General features: G+C 39.0%; 19 protein-coding genes. 5 read left to right on the top strand and 14 right to left on the bottom strand.

Annotated features, from left to right (window positions below):
• Positions 1-22 precede the first annotated feature (22 nt).
• Entirely contained in the window at positions 23-1,018 is a 996-nt protein-coding gene (pdhA, locus tag WKF66_RS02900; protein WP_489672900.1) for a pyruvate dehydrogenase (acetyl-transferring) E1 component subunit alpha, read from the bottom strand.
• A 387-nt stretch (positions 1,019-1,405) separates the two neighbouring features.
• Here pdhA and WKF66_RS02895 point away from each other — a divergent pair, with 387 nt between their 5' ends.
• Together WKF66_RS02895 and WKF66_RS02890 are read left to right on the top strand one after the other, a co-directional pair.
• Positions 1,406-1,960: a C40 family peptidase gene (locus WKF66_RS02895; protein ID WP_489672899.1), complete on the top strand. Its 555-nt coding sequence runs from the start codon at positions 1,406-1,408 to the stop codon at positions 1,958-1,960.
• Positions 1,961-2,028: 68 nt separating this feature from the next.
• Positions 2,029-3,135: a CapA family protein gene (locus WKF66_RS02890; protein WP_489672898.1), complete on the top strand. Its 1,107-nt coding sequence runs from the start codon at positions 2,029-2,031 to the stop codon at positions 3,133-3,135.
• On the opposite strand, the gene WKF66_RS02885 is transcribed toward WKF66_RS02890, so the two are convergent.
• From WKF66_RS02885 to WKF66_RS02865, 5 genes are all read right to left on the bottom strand, one after another.
• The gene (locus WKF66_RS02885; RefSeq protein WP_489672897.1) at positions 3,132-3,317 is read right to left on the bottom strand and encodes a hypothetical protein; all 186 of its coding nucleotides are present in this window, start codon (positions 3,315-3,317) and stop codon (positions 3,132-3,134) included. The genes WKF66_RS02890 and WKF66_RS02885 overlap by 4 nt on opposite strands.
• Positions 3,318-3,468: 151 nt before the next feature.
• On the bottom strand, positions 3,469-5,613 hold the full coding sequence (locus WKF66_RS02880; protein WP_489672896.1) for a carboxy terminal-processing peptidase: 2,145 nt from the start codon (positions 5,611-5,613) through the stop codon (positions 3,469-3,471).
• Positions 5,614-5,703: 90 nt separating this feature from the next.
• The gene (locus WKF66_RS02875) at positions 5,704-6,393 is read right to left on the bottom strand and encodes a tetratricopeptide repeat protein (RefSeq protein WP_489672895.1); all 690 of its coding nucleotides are present in this window, start codon (positions 6,391-6,393) and stop codon (positions 5,704-5,706) included.
• 24 nt (positions 6,394-6,417) lie between these two features.
• Positions 6,418-7,260 (bottom strand): isoaspartyl peptidase/L-asparaginase, encoded by an 843-nt coding sequence (locus WKF66_RS02870; protein WP_489672894.1) that lies wholly within the window; start codon positions 7,258-7,260, stop codon positions 6,418-6,420.
• A gap of 1 nt (position 7,261) precedes the next feature.
• The gene (locus WKF66_RS02865; protein WP_489672893.1) at positions 7,262-8,137 is read right to left on the bottom strand and encodes a cyanophycinase; all 876 of its coding nucleotides are present in this window, start codon (positions 8,135-8,137) and stop codon (positions 7,262-7,264) included.
• Positions 8,138-8,345: 208 nt separating this feature from the next.
• Here WKF66_RS02865 and cphA point away from each other — a divergent pair, with 208 nt between their 5' ends.
• Positions 8,346-10,961, top strand: coding sequence for a cyanophycin synthetase (gene cphA, locus WKF66_RS02860; protein WP_489672892.1), 2,616 nt, complete (start codon positions 8,346-8,348; stop codon positions 10,959-10,961).
• A gap of 49 nt (positions 10,962-11,010) precedes the next feature.
• Here the strand turns inward: cphA and WKF66_RS02855 are convergent, their stop codons facing one another.
• From WKF66_RS02855 to fumC, 3 genes are read right to left on the bottom strand one after another with little or no spacing between them, the layout of a single operon-like run.
• The gene (locus WKF66_RS02855) at positions 11,011-11,799 is read right to left on the bottom strand and encodes a S1/P1 nuclease (protein ID WP_489672891.1); all 789 of its coding nucleotides are present in this window, start codon (positions 11,797-11,799) and stop codon (positions 11,011-11,013) included.
• 6 nt (positions 11,800-11,805) lie between these two features.
• Positions 11,806-12,300: a fumarate hydratase gene (locus WKF66_RS02850; protein ID WP_489672890.1), complete on the bottom strand. Its 495-nt coding sequence runs from the start codon at positions 12,298-12,300 to the stop codon at positions 11,806-11,808.
• Between the two features lie 5 nt (positions 12,301-12,305).
• Positions 12,306-13,703: a class II fumarate hydratase gene (gene fumC, locus WKF66_RS02845; RefSeq protein ID WP_489672889.1), complete on the bottom strand. Its 1,398-nt coding sequence runs from the start codon at positions 13,701-13,703 to the stop codon at positions 12,306-12,308.
• 209 nt (positions 13,704-13,912) lie between these two features.
• On the opposite strand from fumC, the gene WKF66_RS02840 reads away from it, so the two are divergent.
• Positions 13,913-15,133, top strand: coding sequence for a serine hydrolase domain-containing protein (locus tag WKF66_RS02840; RefSeq protein ID WP_489672888.1), 1,221 nt, complete (start codon positions 13,913-13,915; stop codon positions 15,131-15,133).
• On the opposite strand, the gene recG is transcribed toward WKF66_RS02840, so the two are convergent.
• The 4 genes from recG to WKF66_RS02820 form a co-directional block, all read right to left on the bottom strand.
• The gene (recG, locus tag WKF66_RS02835; RefSeq protein ID WP_489672887.1) at positions 15,134-17,239 is read right to left on the bottom strand and encodes an ATP-dependent DNA helicase RecG; all 2,106 of its coding nucleotides are present in this window, start codon (positions 17,237-17,239) and stop codon (positions 15,134-15,136) included.
• A 3-nt stretch (positions 17,240-17,242) separates the two neighbouring features.
• Positions 17,243-18,151 carry an EamA family transporter gene (locus WKF66_RS02830; RefSeq protein ID WP_489673332.1) on the bottom strand — a complete coding sequence of 303 codons (909 nt, stop codon included), beginning with the start codon at positions 18,149-18,151 and terminating at the stop codon, positions 17,243-17,245.
• Positions 18,152-18,153: 2 nt separating this feature from the next.
• Positions 18,154-18,534 (bottom strand): RidA family protein, encoded by a 381-nt coding sequence (locus WKF66_RS02825; protein ID WP_489672886.1) that lies wholly within the window; start codon positions 18,532-18,534, stop codon positions 18,154-18,156.
• Between the two features lie 108 nt (positions 18,535-18,642).
• Complete coding sequence (locus WKF66_RS02820) at positions 18,643-19,977, bottom strand: OmpA family protein (protein WP_489672885.1); 1,335 nt, start codon at positions 19,975-19,977, stop codon at positions 18,643-18,645.
• A 296-nt stretch (positions 19,978-20,273) separates the two neighbouring features.
• Here WKF66_RS02820 and WKF66_RS02815 point away from each other — a divergent pair, with 296 nt between their 5' ends.
• The gene (locus WKF66_RS02815; protein WP_489672884.1) at positions 20,274-20,957 is read left to right on the top strand and encodes a glycosyltransferase family 32 protein; all 684 of its coding nucleotides are present in this window, start codon (positions 20,274-20,276) and stop codon (positions 20,955-20,957) included.
• Here WKF66_RS02815 and meaB read toward each other — a convergent pair.
• Complete coding sequence (gene meaB, locus WKF66_RS02810; RefSeq protein WP_489673331.1) at positions 20,905-21,810, bottom strand: methylmalonyl Co-A mutase-associated GTPase MeaB; 906 nt, start codon at positions 21,808-21,810, stop codon at positions 20,905-20,907. The two genes, WKF66_RS02815 and meaB, sit on opposite strands and share 53 nt — an antisense overlap.
• Positions 21,811-21,848: the final 38 nt, after the last annotated feature.

Here is a 21,848-nt window from a genome sequence, read left to right as displayed (position 1 = left end):
ATCTATTGAAATAAGTTCAAAATTAATCTTTAACATATGGATAGTCCTGTTGAACATATACGTCAGTATACAATTCAGAAGCATCAGGCCACGGCGACTCCTCTGCGAATTTAACAGATTCATCAACGATTTGCTTTACTTTAGCTTCCACATCTTCAATCCAAGCCTGATCAGCATAGTTTTCCTTTAAGATCACTTCTCTTACCAGCTCAATAGGATCTTTTGCTTTATACTCTTCCAGCTCGTCCTTAGTTCTATATTTTGCAGGATCAGACATAGAATGTCCACGGTAGCGATAAGTTCTCATTTCCAGAAAAGTTGGACCTTCTCCGTTACGGGCTCTTTGTGCAGCCTCATCCATGGCGTTATGAACAGCAACAGGATCCATGCCGTCCACAGGAGCACATGGCATGTCAAACCCTAAACCAATCTTATAAAGATCCTTCATGTTTGTAGTGCGTTCCACTGAAGTTCCCATAGCATAGCCATTGTTCTCACAAACAAAAATCACTGGCAGCTTCCACAACATCGCCATATTGAAAGCCTCATTTAATGCACCCTGACGGACTGCTCCATCACCCATATAGCAAACATTAAGGTTTTTAGTCCCTTTAAATTTCTCAGCAAAGGCAATACCTGCTCCTAAAGGGATTTGACCGCCAACAATGCCGTGACCGCCATAAAAATTATGCTCCTTGCTGAACATGTGCATAGAACCACCTTTACCTTTTGAGCATCCTGTAGCTTTTCCATACATCTCCGCCATAATACTGTTAGCGCTAACACCTTTGGCTAATGCATGAGCATGATCGCGGTAAGCGGTAATCATGGAATCTTCTGGTTGCAAGGCAGAAATTGCTCCTGCCACCACAGCTTCCTGTCCAATATATAAATGACAAAATCCACGAATTTTTTGTTGTCCGTAAAGTTGCCCAGTTTTCTCTTCGAACTTGCGCATAAGCAACATCGACTCAAACCACTTCAGATAGGTATCCTTATTAATTTCTACTGCACTCATTGTTGGGTGTTGATTTTTATTTATGAGAGCAAATCTACTTTTTTATTGTAATATATCGAAGAAATTGAGCGAAAATGAATACTAAGGTTACATATTGAAGAGTAAGGAAATTAAGTTTTGACATATGAGCCCAGCAAGCATCATTATGCCATTTCTTATTATAACAACAGCTGTAATTCAAAGCCGGTTTTATATTATACCATTAAGTCCACACCTAATAATAAGAAGAATAAGCAGATACCTTTCTAAATGTTAATAACTGTTAACATAATTGAACAGAGAATTTGGATTAAATCCTATAATTGCATATGTTTACAGCTCAAACAATAAGCCCCTGGTGGTGTACGTTTAAGTGTAAGTCTTATAACCCAAACTTAACAGTATAACATGATTAAAAAGTTTTTATTGTCTACTTTTATAGTACTGTGCAGTTTAGCCTCAGTTAACGCCCAGAGCAAAGCTAAAGAAACCAGTAAATTAGAAGACCCGGATAATTTAGCATCCCAATATTTTTCTCAAGTGATGGGTGTCGCAGTGGACGCAACCTCCAATGTCAAACTTTACAAGTTCATTTATGAATGGATAGGAACCCCATACAGATTTGGCGGAAATACTAAAAACGGCATTGATTGCTCGGCTTTCACTAAAGCGATTTACGACAAAGTTTTCAACACTACTATCTTAAGAAATTCCAGAGATATTTTCAGTATGGTTAACCCCTTACTTAAAGATGAGCTGAAAGAAGGTGACCTTGTCTTCTTTAAAATTAAAAGCAGAAGTATTACTCATATTGGAATTTATCTTGGCGACAGCCGATTTGCTCACGCGTCTTCTACAAGAGGAGTTGTTATAAGCAATTTAAACGAACCATATTATTCCAGATATTTCTATAAAGGCGGACGAATTATAGACGGCATTAAAGACGATCTTGTCGAAGAATAAAAATGAGCAAAGAATTACTAGGTCCTTTCATTAATTGAAAGGGCTTTTTTTATGCAGTAGTATTTACAATGAAACTTATAAATCAGTTTTTCGCCTGTTCAATTGTATTATTAATAATATTAAGTTGTCGCGTTGGCGAGTCAAGCGTTAATGCGGTACAAATTAAAGCCGACCCTTTAACTAGAATTCTGAGTGACAATGATACGCTAACAATATGTGCCGTTGGAGATATTATGTTAGGTTCTGCTTACCCTATTAAATCTAACTTACCGCCGAATGATGGTAAAAATAGCTTTAAGCAGGTGGTTCCTTATCTAAAAGGCGACATCATATTTGGAAACCTTGAAGGATGCTTTTTAGATTCGGGCAAGTCTAGTAAGTGTAAGGATACCATTAGCAATAGTTGCTTCGCCTTTCGGATGCCAGAAAGGTATGCAAAAATCATTAAGGATGCTGGTTTCAATCTGCTAAGCATTGCCAATAACCATGTTGGTGATTTTGGAGAAAAAGGTCGAAAAAAAACAGTTGAGATCTTAGATTCACTGAATATTAAATTTGCTGGATTACAATCCTATCCATCTATTATCTTAGAGAAAGACAGTATCAAATACGCATTCTGCGCATTTGCCCCTAATGAAAATACAGTTTCAATAAATGACCATGTTTCGGCAAAAAGACTTGTAGAAGAATTAAAAGAACAGGCAGACATAGTAATTGTCTCCTTCCATGGTGGCGGTGAAGGATCCAAATTTGAGCATGTTCTCCGAAAGCAAGAAATCTTTTATCAGGAAAACAGAGGTAACGTTTATGAATTTGCTCACGCGGTAATAGATGCGGGTGCCGATGTTGTCATAGGCCACGGACCACATGTAACCAGGGCTGTTGAGGTCTATAAAAATAAATTTATAGCTTACAGCCTAGGAAACTTCTGCACTTATGGAATGTTCAATTTGAAAGGAATAAACGGATTTGCACCGTTGATGCAGATCCAATTGACATCTTCAGGAGATTTCCTTTCCGCAAAAATTACCTCGGTAAGACAAGACAAGGTCCGTGGACTTACAATTGACCCCAATAACCTGGCTTTTGAAAAACTTAAAAGTTTAACAAATACAGACTTCCCAGGGCATAATTTGAAGTTTGCTAATAGTTGGATAACGAAAATCGAGAATTAGGCCTCGTCTTTCGTATTTCTTACTAAGCCCACACCGGTAAAGAAAAAAATCGCCCCAATTATTCCAAATACGATAAGCTGTCTTGTAGCACCGTCATGTTGTGTAAAACCATAACCTGCGTAAATTAATCCAATAACTCCTAGGATAGTAAGGATAGTGCCAAATGTACGTTTAACGTTCATAATCAAATTGTTTGTTAGTTATTTGGCTTATGCAATATCTATGCCTAATAACCGTTAAACGGCCCGCAACTCATACCTAAATAATCATTGTTGCTATTGGAAACCACTATATTAGACATAAAAAAAGCCCCTCACGGGGCTTTAACATCCTTTACGTCGTCTTTTTCAACTGAAGCAAATCTGCTATAACTTTCAGGCTCTCGTCCTGAACAAAGTCAAAGCTTTCCTCCTTGGTGATCTTATCACCCTTTTTTAGCGGCGGCAAACCCCTAGATGCCCTCAACATATTAGTTTTAGTTAACGACTTTGCTTCTAAACTGTCTCTTTCCTTTTTCAACTTTACTTCATTTAGGCTAACAGAATTCTCACCTTCTCGCTTTTTAAGATCAGCGAGATCTTGTTGTAATGTCTTATAGTCAATCGAATTTGCCATTCTTTGGTTATGAAGTTTGACCAACTCAGTTCTAGTAGTGCCTAGATCCGCAACAGGAACGAAATTTGACTTGTTTACCGTATCCCATGGTAGTGCAGATTTTTCTGTATCCTCACCAATTTTATCTAATGGATATAAAGATGGGAAAGTAATGTCTGGCACTACTCCTTTATGTTGAGTACTGCTTCCATTAACCCTGTAGAATTTAGCCATGGTAAGATTGATTAAACCTAGCTGAGGTTGGTCACCCGCTGGTTTGCTCATGGAACCATTTTTACCTACCAACGCTGCTAATCGTTGTAAAATCGAAGGGTTAACAAGATCATCCATCTTTATTGAAGATTGAACAGTTCCCTTACCATACGTCTGGGTGCCAAGTATAATTCCTCTTCCGTAATCTTGAATTGCACCAGCAAAAATCTCAGAAGCGGAAGCACTAAGTCTATCTACCATCACCCCAAATGGACCATCCCATGCTACCCCAGGATTAGTATCTTCATTAACCTCTACATCATTTCTTAAATCTTTTACTTGTACAACTGGCCCTTTGTCAATGAAAAGACCTGTTAAGTTGATAGCCTCCAGTAATGATCCACCACCATTCGACCTCAAATCCATTACAATAGCGTCTACTTTGTCTTTATTCTTTAAGGTATCAATCAGTAATTTTACGTCACGTGTAGTACTCTTATAATTTTTATCACCTTGCTTAGCGCCATTAAAATCTGCGTAGAAAGCAGGAAGTGTAATTACGCCGACTTTGTAAGTAATACCGTTAGATTTTACAGTCTCAACCTTTTTCTTAGCAGACTGGTCCTCCATAATAATTTTTTCCCTAATTAAGGCAATAACAACCGGCTTAGCAGACATCTCCTGTCCTACTGGGATTATTCTTAGTCTGACAGTAGTGCCCTTAGGGCCTTTAATTTTTGAGACAGAATTCTCTATTCGCCATCCGGTTATATCTTCAAACTCACCATTTCCTTGGGCCACTCCAATAATTCTATCGCCAGTATTTAATAATTTCGTCTTAAAAGCAGGTCCCCCAGGAATAATTTCACCAATTTTAAGCACTTCATTCTCCAACTGTAAACGCGCACCAATTCCCTCGAAAGATCTTGCCATATCTTCACTAAAAGCTTGCGCATTTGTAGGGTTAAAATAATTTGTATGTGGATCTATACTTTCTGTAAAAGCATCCATTATACTTTGAAACACATCCTGGTTATTTATTTTTGATGCTTGTGATTTCAAATTTTGATATCGTTTGGTAATCACTTCCGTATTTTTCGCATCAGTACTACCTGCTATTTTTAAGTTAACAAGCTCATACTTTACGCGTTTCTTCCACAAGGTGTTTAGGTCAGCCGTAGAAGGTGCCCAAGGCATTTTTTCGCGATCATAAACATAGTTGTCATCCACAGCAAAGTCGAATTTGGTTTTTACTTGTGCCAAACCGTAATCGATCCACTCATTGTATCTTTTAAGATAAACATTGAAGATATAAAATGGTGCACTTAAGTCACCATTCCTGAAATCATCATCGAGTTGAAACCTATACTTTTCAAAATCTTTTATATCTGCAGAAGTAAAGTAGTTTCTTGATGGATCAAGGTCCTTTACATACCTGTCTAGAACTACTGATGATATCGAATCAGTAACTTTAATCTTTTTGTAATTATAATTTTCTATCAGCGTAACTATCTCCTTGCAAACAAGCGACTGTTTAGCATCAGGCACGATATTGACAACCCCTTGCACAATCGCCTGAGGTTTTGGTGAAGCATGACATGCAAGTACAGCGGCGGTAAACGTTACCAATAATATTCTTCTCAACATCTCTTTGACTGATTTAAAATCCATTTTCTTATGACGCACTAATATGATACCAATTTTAAAAATAAAAGAAAAGAGACAGTATTATTACTGTCTCTTTTCTGTAAACTTAGCGAATTAATTATTTGATTGGTTTTTTGAGGTCTTTCTAGCAAGAATCAGTGCTCTGGCCTCTTTAATTTGCGACCTATATTGATTTAAGTTAGAGGTATTTGCCAAATGCTCGGCTCTTGTAAGGTCTTCGCTCGCAAGAACATAATCCTTCTTCTTTATTTTCACGTTTGCAATGCCAATTACTGACTCGATGTACGCTCTGTCATTTCCAGTCTGCTTAGCTAAAATTCCTTGCTGTGTGTAAAACCACATGGACTGGGTATATTTTGTGGACGCTAAATATATCTTTCCCAATTGGCTGTAGCTTTCAATAAGTCCTCTTTTGCTGCCAAGTTTCGAATAATTTTTGATCGCAACATTTAGCACCACCTGTTCTGCTTCTGTATAGTGCGCTAAAAGGTAATGCACATTGCTAAGTCTGAGTAAAGCAGAACCGTATCTATCTAATTGCTTTGAGCTATTGTATTCAAAAGCTGCCTTACCAAATAACGTTACTGCCTCATTCAGCTCTCCCTTACGCTCATTCTTTTCCGCTTCTCCAAAATAAGTGTTTCCGTTATTTTCTTCATGACTGGATACGGCAATATTTATGGATGCATCTGATGTTCCCTGTTGTGGTAAAAAATGGCTGGTTTGAGTCATTGCCTGAGTGGCAACACCCACAAATATAATGGTCAACCAACTGTTCTTCATGCTATAAAGATAGTACAAATAGGTTTAACCGAAGACTCTAATTTCACTATCGTATAGAGCCCAGACCATGTGAGGATGGGAATCCTGATAATAGGTATCGCCATTCTTGGCAATACCAATAACTCCTGCGAACCCATCAAATTCCTTCATTTCAGTAAAAGATTTTTTACAAGCATCTTTCAGGGTAAAGCCATCAGTAACCCTTGTCACAATCTTAGCCGCAAGGGCAGCATTAACAATATCTTCGCCGACACCAGTACAAGAAATTCCTGCATAGGAGTTGGCAAAGTTACCTGCAACCGTGGCAGAATCACTCACACGACAAGGAATTTCAAACCCTTTACCTCCCGTAGAAGTACCTGCTGCCAAATTGCCGTGACGATCCAGCACTACACAACCGACAGTTCCTGATCTTTGGTCTTGATTTAACTTCTCCTCGAACTCTTTCTTTCGCTGAGGGGTAATTGGGTTAAAATACTCGTACCCATGTTCCCGGGCGAAAGCTAAAGCACCTGATCCGCTTAATACACGATCTTCGTAAGCTAAGAGCTTTTCTGAAATTTGTATTGGATTCTTAACATCCCCAATATTTATTACGCCACTAAATCGTTGGCTTGAACCATCCATTATCGAGGCAGATAAACGCACTTTGCCGTCACTTTGTATCTGAGACCCTAAACCTGCATTAAAAAGCTCGTTATTCTCGAGTTGAGTTATCGCATAAACAACCGTTTCCACAGCAGAATGATCTTGAAGATAAGTGTGAGCCATCTGAACAATTTCAGATAAGGCGGTTTGTTTAGCTAGCTTGGTTTCCTGATTGGTAGCAGATTCACTAAAAAACCCACCATGAATAATCAATTTCATACTAATCTATTGAGATTACTTTTGGATGGTGAATTGTTAACCTATGCTCTACAAGATCGTATATATCGCCATCGCACATCACATGTACCACCATATTTTTGATGGATACGGGTTGCCCCATTTCCACATCAGTGAGATTAGTATCTGCCATATGCCTGCCATCAACTAATATTACCATACCACTACCTATCGCCTCCATCCTACTTCCGTTAGAAATGTATAAACCGGTATCTTCACCCAAGCCGATTCCTAATATACCTGGATTACTAGCCGCAGCATAAAGCAATCGTCCAATCCGACCTCTTTGCACAAAGTGTGTATCTACGATCACACCATCAATAAATCCTAGTCCGCCGGTAATTTTAACTTCACCTTTTAGAAGCGCATCTTTGCTACTACCCTGATAGATCATGTTTTTTGAACTCGCAGCAGCACCTGCTGAAGTGCCGGCAATCACAATCTCCTCATTCTGGTACTTATCGAGTAAGACACTATGAAACTTTGTCCCTCCAAAAATTGAAGATAGCCTGAGCTGATCACCACCGGTAAAAATAATCACATCGGCGGCCCTTGCACGAGCACAGTTTTCTTCGGAGTTAGCTTGTTCTCTATTATTAATAGTTAAAACACCCACGTCATGAACATCGAGCTGAGCGAATGCTTTTATATATTCTTCTCCAACTTTCTCAGGAATTAGCGAAGCAGTAGTAACAATTTCAAATCGAGACTCGGTGTTCCTAATGGATTCCGTCGTGATCTTCTTTAGAATGCCCCTTTCAAAAAAATTCATATTTTGAGGCAGGCCAAACTGGGTTTCAGTAAAACTTCCAGTATTTATAGCGCCACCTATAATAATTAATTTTCCTTTTGGAGTCATTTCAAGTGATTACATTTCCGATTGGGGCCAAAGATATGGTCAATAAGCAAATAATTTAGTTTTTTTATGATTTTTAAAGTCGGATTTAGAAATTGAGGTGCGATCGCGCTGATGAATAAACTATTTAGCCATACTACATAAAAGTTGGCTTATAAATTGACTAATTTTCACACGACTAAGCTTCAATAATCAAAACATACAATTATCCATGAAAATATTAAATATCCAGGCACTTCGTGGGCCTAACATATGGTCTATAAACCGGAAAAAACTGATACAAATGAGATTGGACCTGGAGGATCTGGAGCAAAGACCAACGAATGCGATCGAAGGCTTCAGAGAAAGGATTGAAGAACTAATTCCTTCACTTCAAACACATCGTTGCTCTAAGGGAGAACCAGGGGGATTCTTTGCACGTGTTACCGAGGGAACCTGGATGGGCCACGTGATAGAACACATTGCTTTAGAAATCCAAACTCTAGCTGGTATGGATACTGGTTTCGGAAGAACCCGCCAAACTAAAATAGAAGGCATTTATAATGTTGTATTCAGCTACACAGAGGAAAAGGCCGGGCTGTTCGCTGCACAATCAGCTGTTGATATTGCAGAAGCCTTAATCAATAATCAGGAATATGATCTTGAAGCAGATATTCAAAAATTACGTGAGTTAAGGGAATTGGAGAGGCTTGGCCCTAGTACGGGTTCAATTGTAGATGAAGCAATATCAAGAGACATTCCATGGATCCGATTAAATAAAAGCTCCCTGGTCCAGCTTGGTTACGGTAAGAACCAGGTGCGTTTCAGAGCAACTATGACAGAGCGCACAAACAGTATTGCTGTGGACATCGCTGGAAATAAAGATGAAACCAAACGACTACTTCAGGATGCTGCCATCCCTGTCGCTAAAGGCGTTACCATATCGGAAATTGAGGACCTCCCCGACGCAATCAGAAAAGTAGGCTATCCTCTGGTTTTTAAGCCACTTGATGGCAATCATGGAAGAGGAGCCTCAATAAATGTTAAGACGGATGAAGCGGCCAAAGAAGCTTTTGAATATGCAAAAAACTATTCCAGAAAGATCATAATCGAGAAATTTATTACTGGATACGATTTTAGAATTCTGGTGATAGACCATAAGATGGTTGCTGCAGCATTAAGAGTACCAGCTCATGTAACTGGCAATAATCTAAACACAATCAAGGAACTGATTGACAAAGAAAACGAAGATCCAAGGAGAGGCTATGGCCACGAAAACGTACTCACTGAGATCAATGTAGATCGGGACACATTAAACCTTCTTGAAAAGATATCCTATACTCTTGAAACTGTACCATCGAAAGGCGAAATTGTCTACTTAAAATCAACTGCAAACCTAAGTACAGGTGGTACATCTATTGACGTTACAGACCTTGTCCATCCTCAGAACGTATTTATTGCAGAACGGATTTCAAGAGTAATCGGTCTTGACATTTGTGGGATTGACATCATGGCAGAAAACCTGACTCAGCCCCTGCCGGAAAACGGAGGTGTAGTGCTAGAAGTAAACGCAGCACCAGGTTTTAGAATGCACCTTGCCCCAAGTGAAGGTTTGGCGCGAAATGTGGCGGCACCAGTTATCGACATGTTATATCCGGTGGGTAAATCCGCCAGGATTCCCATCATTGCAGTAACGGGCACGAACGGAAAAACAACTACCACAAGACTCATTGCACACATTGTAAAAAGCAACGGTACACGAGTAGGTTTCACTACTTCAGACGGAATCTATGTTCAGAATACAAAGCTTATGAAGGGCGATACAACAGGGCCTGTTAGTACTGAATTTATACTGCGTGACCCTACTGTAGAATTTGCCGTTTTAGAAACTGCTAGAGGCGGGATCTTACGTGCTGGACTCGGATTTAACAGTTGCGATATTGGAGTGGTAACAAACATCCAGGAAGATCACCTAGGCATATCCGATATCAATACCCTTGACGACCTTACCAAAGTAAAGGCAGTTGTAATTGGTGCTGTTAAACGCACAGGCTGGGCAGTATTGAACGCAGACAATAAGTACTGCGTTAAAATCGCTAAAACTGCCGATTGTCATGTTGCTTACTTCAGCATGGATGAGAACAACCCTTTAATAGTTGACCACGGGAAAAAAGGTGGGATTGCGGCAATCTACGAAAATGGATATATCACCATCAAGAAAGGAGAATGGAAAATCAGAGTTGAAAAAGTAACGCACATTCCCTTAACTTTTGGAGGTACGGTTGACTTTATGATCGAAAATGTTCTAGCTGCAACATTAGCTACCTTTCTTCAGGGCTATAAAATTGAAGATATAAAAATGTCACTTGAAACCTTTATTCCTTCAGCAGCTCAAACTCCTGGAAGGATGAACATATTCAAGTTTAAGGACTTTAGGGTATTGGTTGACTTTGCACATAACCCGGACGGTTTCAATGGAATTAAGGGATTTTTACAATCCATTCAAGCAACCGAACATGTGGGGGTAATATCAGGAACCGGAGACAGAAGAGATGAAGATATAATAGAGACGGCAAAAATCGCTGCGCAGATGTTTGATCGGATAATAATTTGCCAGGAAAAATATTTACGCGGCCGTACCCGTCAAGAATTAATTGACCTTCTTCTAACGGGAATTAACCAGGTTAATCCTGAAAAAGAAGTGATCATCAATAACAATGGCGACGACTGCTTCAGGTACATTATAGCTACCGCTAAACCGGGATCTTATATCACGATCTTAAGCGACACTATTGATAACGCAATTGGCAAAGTAACAGAATACCTGGACAAGGAGTTTGGAGTATAATAATTTAAGTAAGGGATAACCAGCTAATGATTATCCCTTACTTATACTATTATTTAAAGGTATCATTCAAAATATTAGCCAGGCAAATTCCACCTTTAAGCAACTGATCATTAAGCGTGTCCACATAATCAAAATTATACTTGTAACTCAATTTAGCCTCGGGTTTAGTGGTCTCATAAATTTTAGAACAAACATCATAAGAACCGTAAACATACTCTTTAAGCGATTTAGCTTTCCAGGATATCAGTTCTTGTTTGGTTGGGTAGTCAATGGCGGCAGCAAATTCTGTGTAACTTAACTTCTGGTAATCTATGAGTTCATCATCCCAAACTCGATGAAGGTTTGATTTCTCTCCGAACCAGGTTACATAAATTTTATTACCTCCAAGATCTTCCTTACGAGCGGTATGCATAGGTTGATTTAAATCCCCTACCATATGAATCAACATTCGCAGGGCGAACTTCTTTTGATCTGGAGAACTCTGTTTGCCCTTCAATATCCGAATCATTTCCAATGACTTATTGTAAACGTTTGGCTCTTTCTCAGTTTCTAAATAACTAAAAACTTTTTCCTGGCTAAGTCCCGCTGGTAAATTGACAAAATGCCAGTTGTACAAAGAATCATATTTGGAGTCAGACTTGATGAGGTCGCCCCAGTTACTTGCCATGGCTAAACTCTCCGTACCAAGAATAGCTAGTACTGCTTTTTTGCTTTTACCGCTTAAGTGATTTTCTGCAATTTGTCCAATAATTCTGTGCCCGATCATACTCCAGGCATTCACGCCGAATGGTAGGCAAAGCATGGCTAAGACCAGTAATGTTATACTATATTTCTTCATAATCGTTTATAAGGGCTTTGGTACACAAGTAATTCTTTCTTTTAAGAAAAGGTTAATAATCCTCTGGTTGTCGCCACTTTCCATTACAATCTTTTCATCATCCATTTTTAAGATTTTGAAGGACTTAATGTATTGTCCAATTTGATAGCAACCGGATATCTTCTGCCTGTAGTTATCTTTAGTATAGGTACCTACCAAAAACAAGCTGTCATTTCGTATCGCATAAACACCTTTGGCATATTCTTTCCATAGCCCATTGTTGAAACAAGAATCTGAATAGTAGTTTACCTTGGAATGAGTAATAAGATCAACATAGAACGAATCACAAGTAATTCTAAAATTATGCTTGGTATAGGTAAGTAGCTTATTCTCGTTGTCAACGCTGTCTTGGTTCCAAACGCCTTGAAATGCTGCTGAGCCCTTGCCTTGTATATCAGGCAATCGGGTACATCCAACAACAAAGCACAGGAAAAGAATACATCCAACTAAAATTTTAAACATTCTGACTACTTTAAGCTACCTACCATGTCTTCTGGCCGTACCCATTCGTCGAATTGTTCGCCAGTCAATAATCCAAGTTCGATGGAAGCATCGCGAAGAGTTCTATTTTCTTTATGTGCTTTCTTAGCGATTTTAGCTGCATTTTCATAACCCACATGAGGGTTTAAGGCAGTGACAAGCATTAATGAGTTTTGCAAATGTTTTTTAATCTCAGGTAGGTTCGGAAGGATTCCATCCGCGCATTTATCATTAAATGAAACGCAGGCATCACCGATTAATCTTCCGGATTGTAAGACATTCGCTGCGATAACAGGCTTAAAGACATTCAATTCAAAATGACCGTTGCTGCCGCCGATACCAACAGTCACATCATTACCCATAACCTGTGCGCAAACCATTGTCATTGCTTCAGGCTGGGTTGGATTTACCTTGTCTGGCATAATCGAAGATCCTGGTTCGTTATCTGGAATAATTATCTCTCCAATTCCGCATCGTGGTCCTGAACTTAACATTCTCACATCGTTTGCCACTTTCATTAATGAAACAGCAGTTCTTCTATACGCCCCAGAGAGCTCTACCATAGCGTCATGTCCTGCCAGTGCTTCAAATTTATTTGGAGCCGTAACGAAAGGCAAGCCAGTTAGCTCTGCTATTTTTGTAGCAACTAATACATCGTATCCTTTAGGCGTATTCAATCCGGTACCAACGGCAGTGCCTCCAAGCGCAAGCTCAGCTATCATCACTAAAGCATTCTTAATCGCTCTTATACTGTTTTCAATTTGCTGAACATATCCTGAAAACTCCTGGCCTAAAGTTAATGGAGTAGCATCCATAAAATGTGTACGTCCCGTTTTCACGATATCATTAAACTCAATCGCCTTTCTACTCAATGTAGCTTTAAGCTTTTCTAAACCTGGAATCGTTATCTCCATAGCTTGTTTATATGCCGCAATGTGCATTGCTGTTGGATAGGTATCATTCGACGATTGTGATTTATTAACATCATCATTAGGATGCAGAACCTTTTCGTCATCATGAAGGTCTCCACCCTGAAGAACATGCGCTCTGTTTGCAATTACTTCATTGGCATTCATATTACTTTGAGTACCTGAGCCTGTTTGCCAAATAACAAGCGGGAATTGATCATCCAGGCTGCCAGCGATCACCTCGTCACAGGCATCAGCAATCAATTTCGCTTTTTCAAAGCTCAGGACGCCCAACTCTGTGTTAGCCAAAGCTGCTGCTTTCTTCAAATAGCCAAAAGCATGAATAATTTCTTTCGGCATTGAAGCTTCCGGACCAATTTTAAAATTATTTATCGATCGCTCAGTTTGGGCTCCCCAATATTTATCGGAAGGAACCTGTACTTCACCCATTGTATCGTGTTCTGTTCTAAAGCTCATAGGTTAATCGTTATTCAGGATATATACTCTTTATGATTTGCAGCCCCAAATTTAAGTTTTTACTTTTCTAAAGTATTGGATTTGTGTAAGATATTTAAGACACTGAATAATTCGAATGTCAATGTGATTCGTATTTGAACAATGTTTAAAACCCTTTTTGCATAAAAGGCTTAATATCCTTAATTTCCGGCTTTATTTACCTACCTATAATGATATACCGCAATACCATCCTAGTGGCTGCAATGGCCTCTTTGTTACTTTTTGGCTGTTCTTCCGATGCTAAAAATAATCAAACTCTAGCCGAACCAAGTACCGAAAGAACCCGTGATGACGACAAAGCAGATAGCTTGCTGATCGCTTACAACCCTGCAAAAGGAGATAAGTGGATTGCCGATTTTGTATATAACCTACACAAAAAGTATGGTTTCAACGGCAACATGCTGGTTGCTAAAGATGGGAAAATCCTTTATGAAAAAGCAATAGGCTGGGCCGATTATCTTCATCGCGACAGTTTAAAAATTGATTCCGAATTCGAACTTGCATCAGTTACAAAGACATTTACCGGGACTGCAATTATGCAGCTTGTAGAAAAAGGAAAATTATCGCTTACGGATGATGTGAAAAAGTTCTACCCTAATTTCCCATACGAAGGAATTAATGTAAAGCTGCTGTTAACGCACAGAAGCGGCATGATGAATTATGTCTATTTTACTGATGGAATTTGGAAAGACAAGAAAAAGCCAATGAGCAATCTTGATGTGATGAATCTAATTGCTGAGTATAAACCTAACAAATATGCAAAGCCAGATACCAGATTTCACTACAACAACTCCAACTTCATGGTACTTGCTGCAATTATAGAAAAAGTAACGGGCAAGACCTACGCAGATTACATGATGGAAAACATCTTTAAACCTGCCGGGATGAAACATACCCACGTATATTCAACGACTGTATATCCAAAAATTCCCGTTGATGTGGTGGGTCATGACCGAACATGGAGGTACTCAGTGGTACAAAACTTTTTAGATGGCCCTGTTGGAGATAAAGGAGTATATAGCACTATACATGACCTGGTACTTTACGATAAATCGTTAAAAAATGGAAGGCTGTTAAAAAAGCAAAGTCTTGACTCGGCATATAAAGGTCATAATAAAGCTATAAACGGGCATTTTAACTATGGCTACGGGTGGAGAATATTTGATGGTGAAAAGAATAGAAAGGTTGTATACCATACCGGTTGGTGGCATGGGTTCAGGCACATTTATATTCGTGATGTGCAGAAAAACATTGTTATCATTTTTCTGGGTAACCTAACTAATGGCAGTTTGCTTCATCTAGATGAGCTTTATAAATATTTGAAGACACCGATCATAAGAAAAGGTGCTTATTCAGGTTCTGGTTCCTTACCCGGAAGTGACGAAGATTAACTAAGAGATTTTATCTAGTGAAATGCCTCTTAAACGCTTAGCAAGATAAGTTTTAAGAAGGCTGTTCTTTGGATCACTCAGGCCCGGATCTTCAGCAAGAATTTCTATCACGGCATCTCTTGCCTTTTGAAGGATAGCTTGATCGGTTGCTAGATTTGCAAGCTTAAGTTCAAGAACTCCGCTCTGTTGAGTCCCGGACAAATCACCAGGACCACGGAGTTGCAGATCAATTTCAGAAATTTCAAAGCCATTGTTTGTACGAACCATAGTTTCTAAGCGCAATTTCCCTTCCTTGCCTAGCTTGTTACCTGACATCAAAATACAAAAGGATTGCTCCGCCCCACGTCCAACCCTGCCCCTTAGCTGATGGAGTTGTGATAAGCCAAAGCGTTCTGCGTTTTCAATAACCATTACCGAAGCATTGGGAACGTTAACCCCAACTTCAATGACAGTTGTTGCAACCATAATCTGACTTTTCCCAGTTACAAATCTTTGCATTTCATAATCCTTATCCGCGTTGCTCATCTTTCCATGTACAATGCTGATCTGATAGTCGGGCAACGGAAATTGATAACTCATTTGTTCAATGCCTGCCTCAAGATGAAGCAAATCCAACTTTTCACTTTCTTTAATCAAAGGATAAACAACATAAACTTGTCGCCCTTTAGCAATTTCTTGCTTCATAAACCCAAACATCCTTAGCCGCTGTCCTTCTACTAAATGTTTGGTTTCAATAGGCTTCCTTCCTGCTGGAAGTTCGTCGATGATAGATATATCAAGATCGCCGTAAAGTGTCATCGCCAGAGTTCTTGGAATGGGCGTAGCTGTCATTACCAGAATATGTGGAGGTATTATATTCTTCCGCCAAAGCTTCGCACGCTGCTCCACTCCAAATCTGTGTTGCTCATCAATAACAACCATTCCTAAATTCTTAAAAACCACCTTATCCTCAATAAGAGCATGTGTCCCGATGAGTATATCTATGTGGCCATTTTCAAGATCCTCATGAATCTTTACCCTTTGTTTTTTTGTAGAACTACCGGTCAGTATAGCAACATTCGATAGCCGGGAGTTTAGTAAGGTTACCACAGATTCATAATGCTGACGCGCCAGAATTTCGGTAGGAGCCATCATACAAGCCTGATATCCGTTGTCATTGGTCAGCAGCATGCTTAAAAGCGCAACAGCCGTCTTACCACTCCCAACATCACCCTGGATTAATCTATTCATCTGAATCCCACGTTGCGTATCCTGTCGAATTTCCTTGACTACCCGCTTCTGAGCGTTTGTTAATTCAAAAGGTAACAATTCATTGTAGAAAGTGTGTACTTTTTCACCTACCACTGGAAATAAGTGGCCTTTAAATCTTAATTCCCTCTGTTTCTTTCCATGTAACATAAGAAGCTGAATATAGAACAGCTCCTCAAACTTCAACCTTAATTCACTGCTCTTTAAAAGGCTAAGATCTTGCGGAAAATGAATATTCAAAACAGCTTGTTTCCTGCCCGCAAGATTGAGATTCTTTAATACATAGAGAGGAAGTGTTTCCTTAATGTCGGATATGAATTGATCAAGAACCAGTGCCTGTAGCTTCTGTATCCCTCTACTATCAAGTAAAAACCTTTTAAGTTTCTCAGTAGTCGAGTACACCGGTTGTAGATGCAGGTTACCCACCACATTAGCCGGTCTTGGGTAACTTTCAACTTCCGGATGAGAAATGCTAAAATTCCCATTGAAAAGCGTAGGCTTTCCAAATATAATATAAACTCTTCCACTGATAACGTTATCAGTCACCCATTTCAGACTCTGGAACCAAACCAATTCCATAACACCGGTTTCATCGCTCAGCTTCGCAACAATTCGTTTCTTATGCTTTTCTCCAATTTCTTCTTTAGCAGTAATTCTCCCTAAGATTTGTACGTATGGAAGTTCTTCGCTAAGCTCGTTGATCTTATAAAACTTGGTGCGGTCAATATATCTAAATGGATAGTAAGAAAGCAACTGTTCACAGGTAAAGATTCGCAGCTCCTTTTGTAAAAGTTCAGCTCGTTTTGGCCCAACACCTTTTAGAAACTCAATATTTGTATCTAGCGTTGAAGCAAACACGTGTTATCCGTTTTTTAGTTTAGCAGTAAATATACCTCTTATCAGATGCCAATTAAAAATAACAATAGAAATTAGCAGCAATGAATAAGAGAACACCCGGTGCGGATCAATCTTTTCATTGAAATAAAGGATAGCCACTGTGAAGGCTATTATTGGATTGACATATATGATAATTCCCAAGGTAGAAGATGGTATACCAATTAAAGCATATAAACTGAGGAACAATGGTATAATAGTGAATACTAAGGCAATTACAATTATGTTAGTCCAAAACCAACTCTCCGACGGAATTGCTCCATGTCGTGTGATGTAAAAAGGAAGCATAAGAATAACTGCAATAGCAATTTGAACGGCTAAAACGTTTAGCTTGTCAAGGTGCTGCATCGTTCGTTGTAAAATCAAATAAAGTGCATATAAGAACGCAATGCCTACGGACCATGCCACTTCGATTAACGATCCGGTTGCTTGCAGAACAATGCTAATAAAAGCAATACCGAGCGCGGCGAATTTAAATACTGATAACTTCTCCTTAAGCAGGATGAAACCACCAAACGCAGTGAGCAAGGGGCATACCATATATGCAAAAGCGGCGGATTGCAGACTTACATTGTTGACCGCATAGATATAAGTGTACCAATTTAACACCAGAAAAATGGTGGCAGCCAACATCTTTAATAGGATCATTCTTTGTTCTTTCCATTCAATGCCACATAAATATTCTATATCCTGGCGAATGTATCTACGCCGAAAAATCAAAATGGCTATCCATAATAAGACTACTGAAGCAAATACCCGGTAGTAAAGAATCTCCTCGGAAGGGAAAGCCTTAAGGTTTCTTAATGGTATTGAGAAAAAACCCCATATAGCAAATGACAAAATTCCCGCTAAGAAATATTTAACTGGCGTTTTCAGAACTATCCTTTATATGCTGTCAGAGAGATCTCAACATTAACTGCTTTTGGCAGACCTTTAACCGCCACAGTTTCACGTGCCGGATAATTACTTTCGAAGTAGGAGCCATAAACTTCATTGACCTCTGCAAACAAATTCATATCTGAGAGGAAAATGGTGGTCTTAACTACATCTTTAAAGTCATAATCAGCTTCAAGCAAAAGTGCTTTAATATTGCGCATTACCTGGTGGGTTTCTTCGGAAACAGAAGCGGTAATCACTTCGCCGTTCTCTGGATTAATGGCGACTTGACCAGATAAAAAAAGAAATCCATTGGCAATGACAGCCTGACTATACGGACCTATTGGAGCCGGTGCGCTGCTCGTATTAATAACTGTATTCATATTTTTAAGATTGCTTTATAGAGATAACGTCATGACGTCTGCAAATGTATAAATAAAAAAGAGGGCCCTCAGATAAGGGCCCTCTTTTAAAAATAGTTTTAGAAAATTCTAGTTTCTAGCAGTCTCAACGCGACGGTTTTGGATACGACCTTCTTCAGTATCGTTTGAAGCGATTGGATTAGCTTCACCCATTCCTTTAGTTGAAACTTGACTTGCATTAACACCAGAGTTAACTAAGTAAGTTTTAACAGAATTTGCTCTGTCTTTAGATAATTTCACATTGTATGCAGCAGTACCTTCGCTTGAAGCGTAACCGCTAACAGCTACTTTACCACCGTTTTCACGCAATACTGAAGATAATTTATCTAAAGTTGGATAAGCGTCAGTTTTTAAAACTGATGAGTTGAATTCAAATTGGATAGTTTCGAAACCTGTTGCAGTTCCAACTGCAGCTACTGGAGCTACTACTGGAAGTGGACATCCTGAACCATCAACTGCAGTACCTGCTGGAGTCCCAGGGCATTTGTCAAATTGATCAGAAACACCATCACCATCAGTATCTTTTTTCAAATCTTCGATAGATTTTTCAACGTTAGATACACGGTTTTTCAATGCTTCAACTTCTTGACGTAATGAAGGATCTTTCAATTCATCATACATTAAAGCTAAAGGATTAACCCAATCCAAGTTCGGTTTAGCACTTGATCCCAAAGAGAATTCAAGACCAGCATATCCGTAAGAGAATTTATCTTTAGTTGTCGCTTTAGCATAAACACCATCAAAGTTATCTGAATCGATGAAGTGCATAGTATAACCTAAGTTAAATGAAACACGCTCAGAAACTTTGAATTTAATACCAGCACCAACTGGGATGTAAGCTTCTTTTACGTATTTGTTATCACCTTCATCACCCGCTTTGTCTTTGAAATCAGTTGCAGCAGTAGCAGTGTTAGGGTGTGGTGCATAAGCGATCAAACCGTAACCAGCAGTAACGAAGAAATTAACTGAATTGTTGCGACGTAAGAAATCAACAGTTGCAACGTTAACAACACCTCTTAAATCTGCAGAATAACCGATTTCAGTTTCGAAATCTCTGATACCATTAACGATACCATTTGGAGCATCTTGGTTAGTTCCAGAAACTTTTCCGCGGAAAATGTTACCTTCTAATCCAAAAGCATGACCTAGTTGTTTTCTCAATGAGATACCGTAACCCAAAGTTGGATCCCAGTTGCTGAAGTCATTTGAACCGCCGATTGCAATGAACGGAGATAAAACACCCGCATTGACACCGAACGACCAAGTTCTGTACTGTCCTCTACCACCAAATACCTTGGCAGATGAAGATGTCGAAGTGGAATCCTGAGCACTTGCAAGAGTCGTTGCTCCCATCAATGCTACAAAAGAAACCGCTAAGCTCTTTTTTAAAGTAGAATAATTCATAATTTTCTTTTTTAAGGTTAAACAAATTTCACTTGTCTAATTTTTTTGTGTTGCAAAATTAAACAAATTTTTATTTTCTCCAACACATATACAAACACCGTTCCAAATTTAGTTAAAAACGGAAATTAGATGAATTTGGCATCTTACATCTGTTGGATTATAATAAGGCAACAAAGTGCAAAATTTTTTTAACTAAAAAGAATTAAAAACGATGTATGTTTTCTAAGCGCACAAGTCCTGTTTTTGGTACACGAACAATTACCAGCCATTTTAGTTATTTTAGCAGAACTTAAGATATGGCAATTCCCAACATCATACATCAAACCTTTAAAAGCCAAAACCTGCCATGGATCACCAGATGGCACATTTCCAGATTTAGAAAAAACAATCCTGAATTTACTTATGAGTTTTATGATGATGAAAGAATCAGACAATTTTTAAGAACAGAATATAGTTCATCAGTTCTGGCACTTTACGATAAAATCCAAATTGGTGCTGCTAAGGCCGACTTTTTCAGATATGCAGTTCTGAATATAAAGGGGGGCGTTTATCTGGATATCGACAGCAGTATACCCGGCAAACTAAAGGACCTGATTCTTCCCGATGACGTAGCTGTAATATCAATAGAAAATAATTCCCCATGCTATATTCAATGGGCGCTAATTTATGCCGCAGGCCATCCTTTCTTAAAGAAAACGCTTGAATTAATGTTTGAGAACATTAGGTTAAATAAACACCCACATAATGTGCACCATATGACCGGCCCAACTGTATATACAAATGCTGTTCAGCAATGTTTGTTGGATAATCCGGATGTCCTCCATAGAGTACTGCCCCCCGAGTATAATAATAAAATGAAATTCAAATACAAACTATCGAAATTTTTCCTTTACAATAAACGGGAAGATCATTGGAAAACCCAGCAGCTTACCTCTTCCGTATTGAAGCCAGAAAATCTTGCACAAAAGCGTAAAGATTAAACTCAGGTTCGAGATAGCGCTCTTCAATACGCCTAAATAGATCTTCTTTCGAGATATCATTAATCCTTATTACTTGAATCAATTTAAAAGCTTTATCCGCATATAAATGCGCTTTTTTGGTGTTCGTAGTGGCAACATTTGTTATCCATTCTGTTACCTCTTCTATCCCAAGACCCTGATGAGCAACCGTCTTATACACAGGTATAAGTTCAGGGCGTCCGTGCAACATTTTGATTAAAGTATTTGTAAAGGTGTCTGCGCCCTCCCTGTCTGCCTTATTTACAATAAATGCATCTGCTATCTCCATAAGCCCCGACTTTAAATGTTGGATTTCATCACCGGATTCTGGAACTAAAAGAACTATCGTTTTATCTGCTAGGCCTGCAATCTCGACTTCAGATTGTCCCACTCCTACAGTTTCTATAATTATATAATCAAAAACCGAGGCTTTGAGCAAATCAATCATTTCAATTATTTTTGCAGACAGACCTCCTAAAGATCCTCTTGTCGCGACCGACCTGATAAAAACGTTTGGATGATTGAAATGGGAAGACATCCGAACTCTGTCACCTAGCAACGAGCCCAGGTTAAAGGGTGATGTCGGATCAACTGCCAAGATAGCAACGCTTTTATTTTCAAGAAGAAACTGGCCTATCATCGCATTGACCAGCGTACTTTTCCCGGCCCCTGGCGGACCTGTCACCCCGAGAACTTTTACGGGCTTGGTAAAAGTTAGTGACCGCAAAATTTCATCGCTATGAGTAAGTTCGTTTTCAACGATAGTTAACGCACGGGCTATGGATAAAAAATTTCCTTTCTTTATTTCATCTAATAACTCCCCGGCCGATGTCATCAATAACTTTATATTTGTTAAAAAAATAGAACAGAAAA

The sequence above is a fragment of the Pedobacter sp. genome, assembly GCF_037719805.1.
Lineage (GTDB): Bacteria > Bacteroidota > Bacteroidia > Sphingobacteriales > Sphingobacteriaceae > Pedobacter.
Note: the sequence above shows the minus strand (reverse complement) of the source record. Positions and strands in the feature narration are given on the sequence as shown.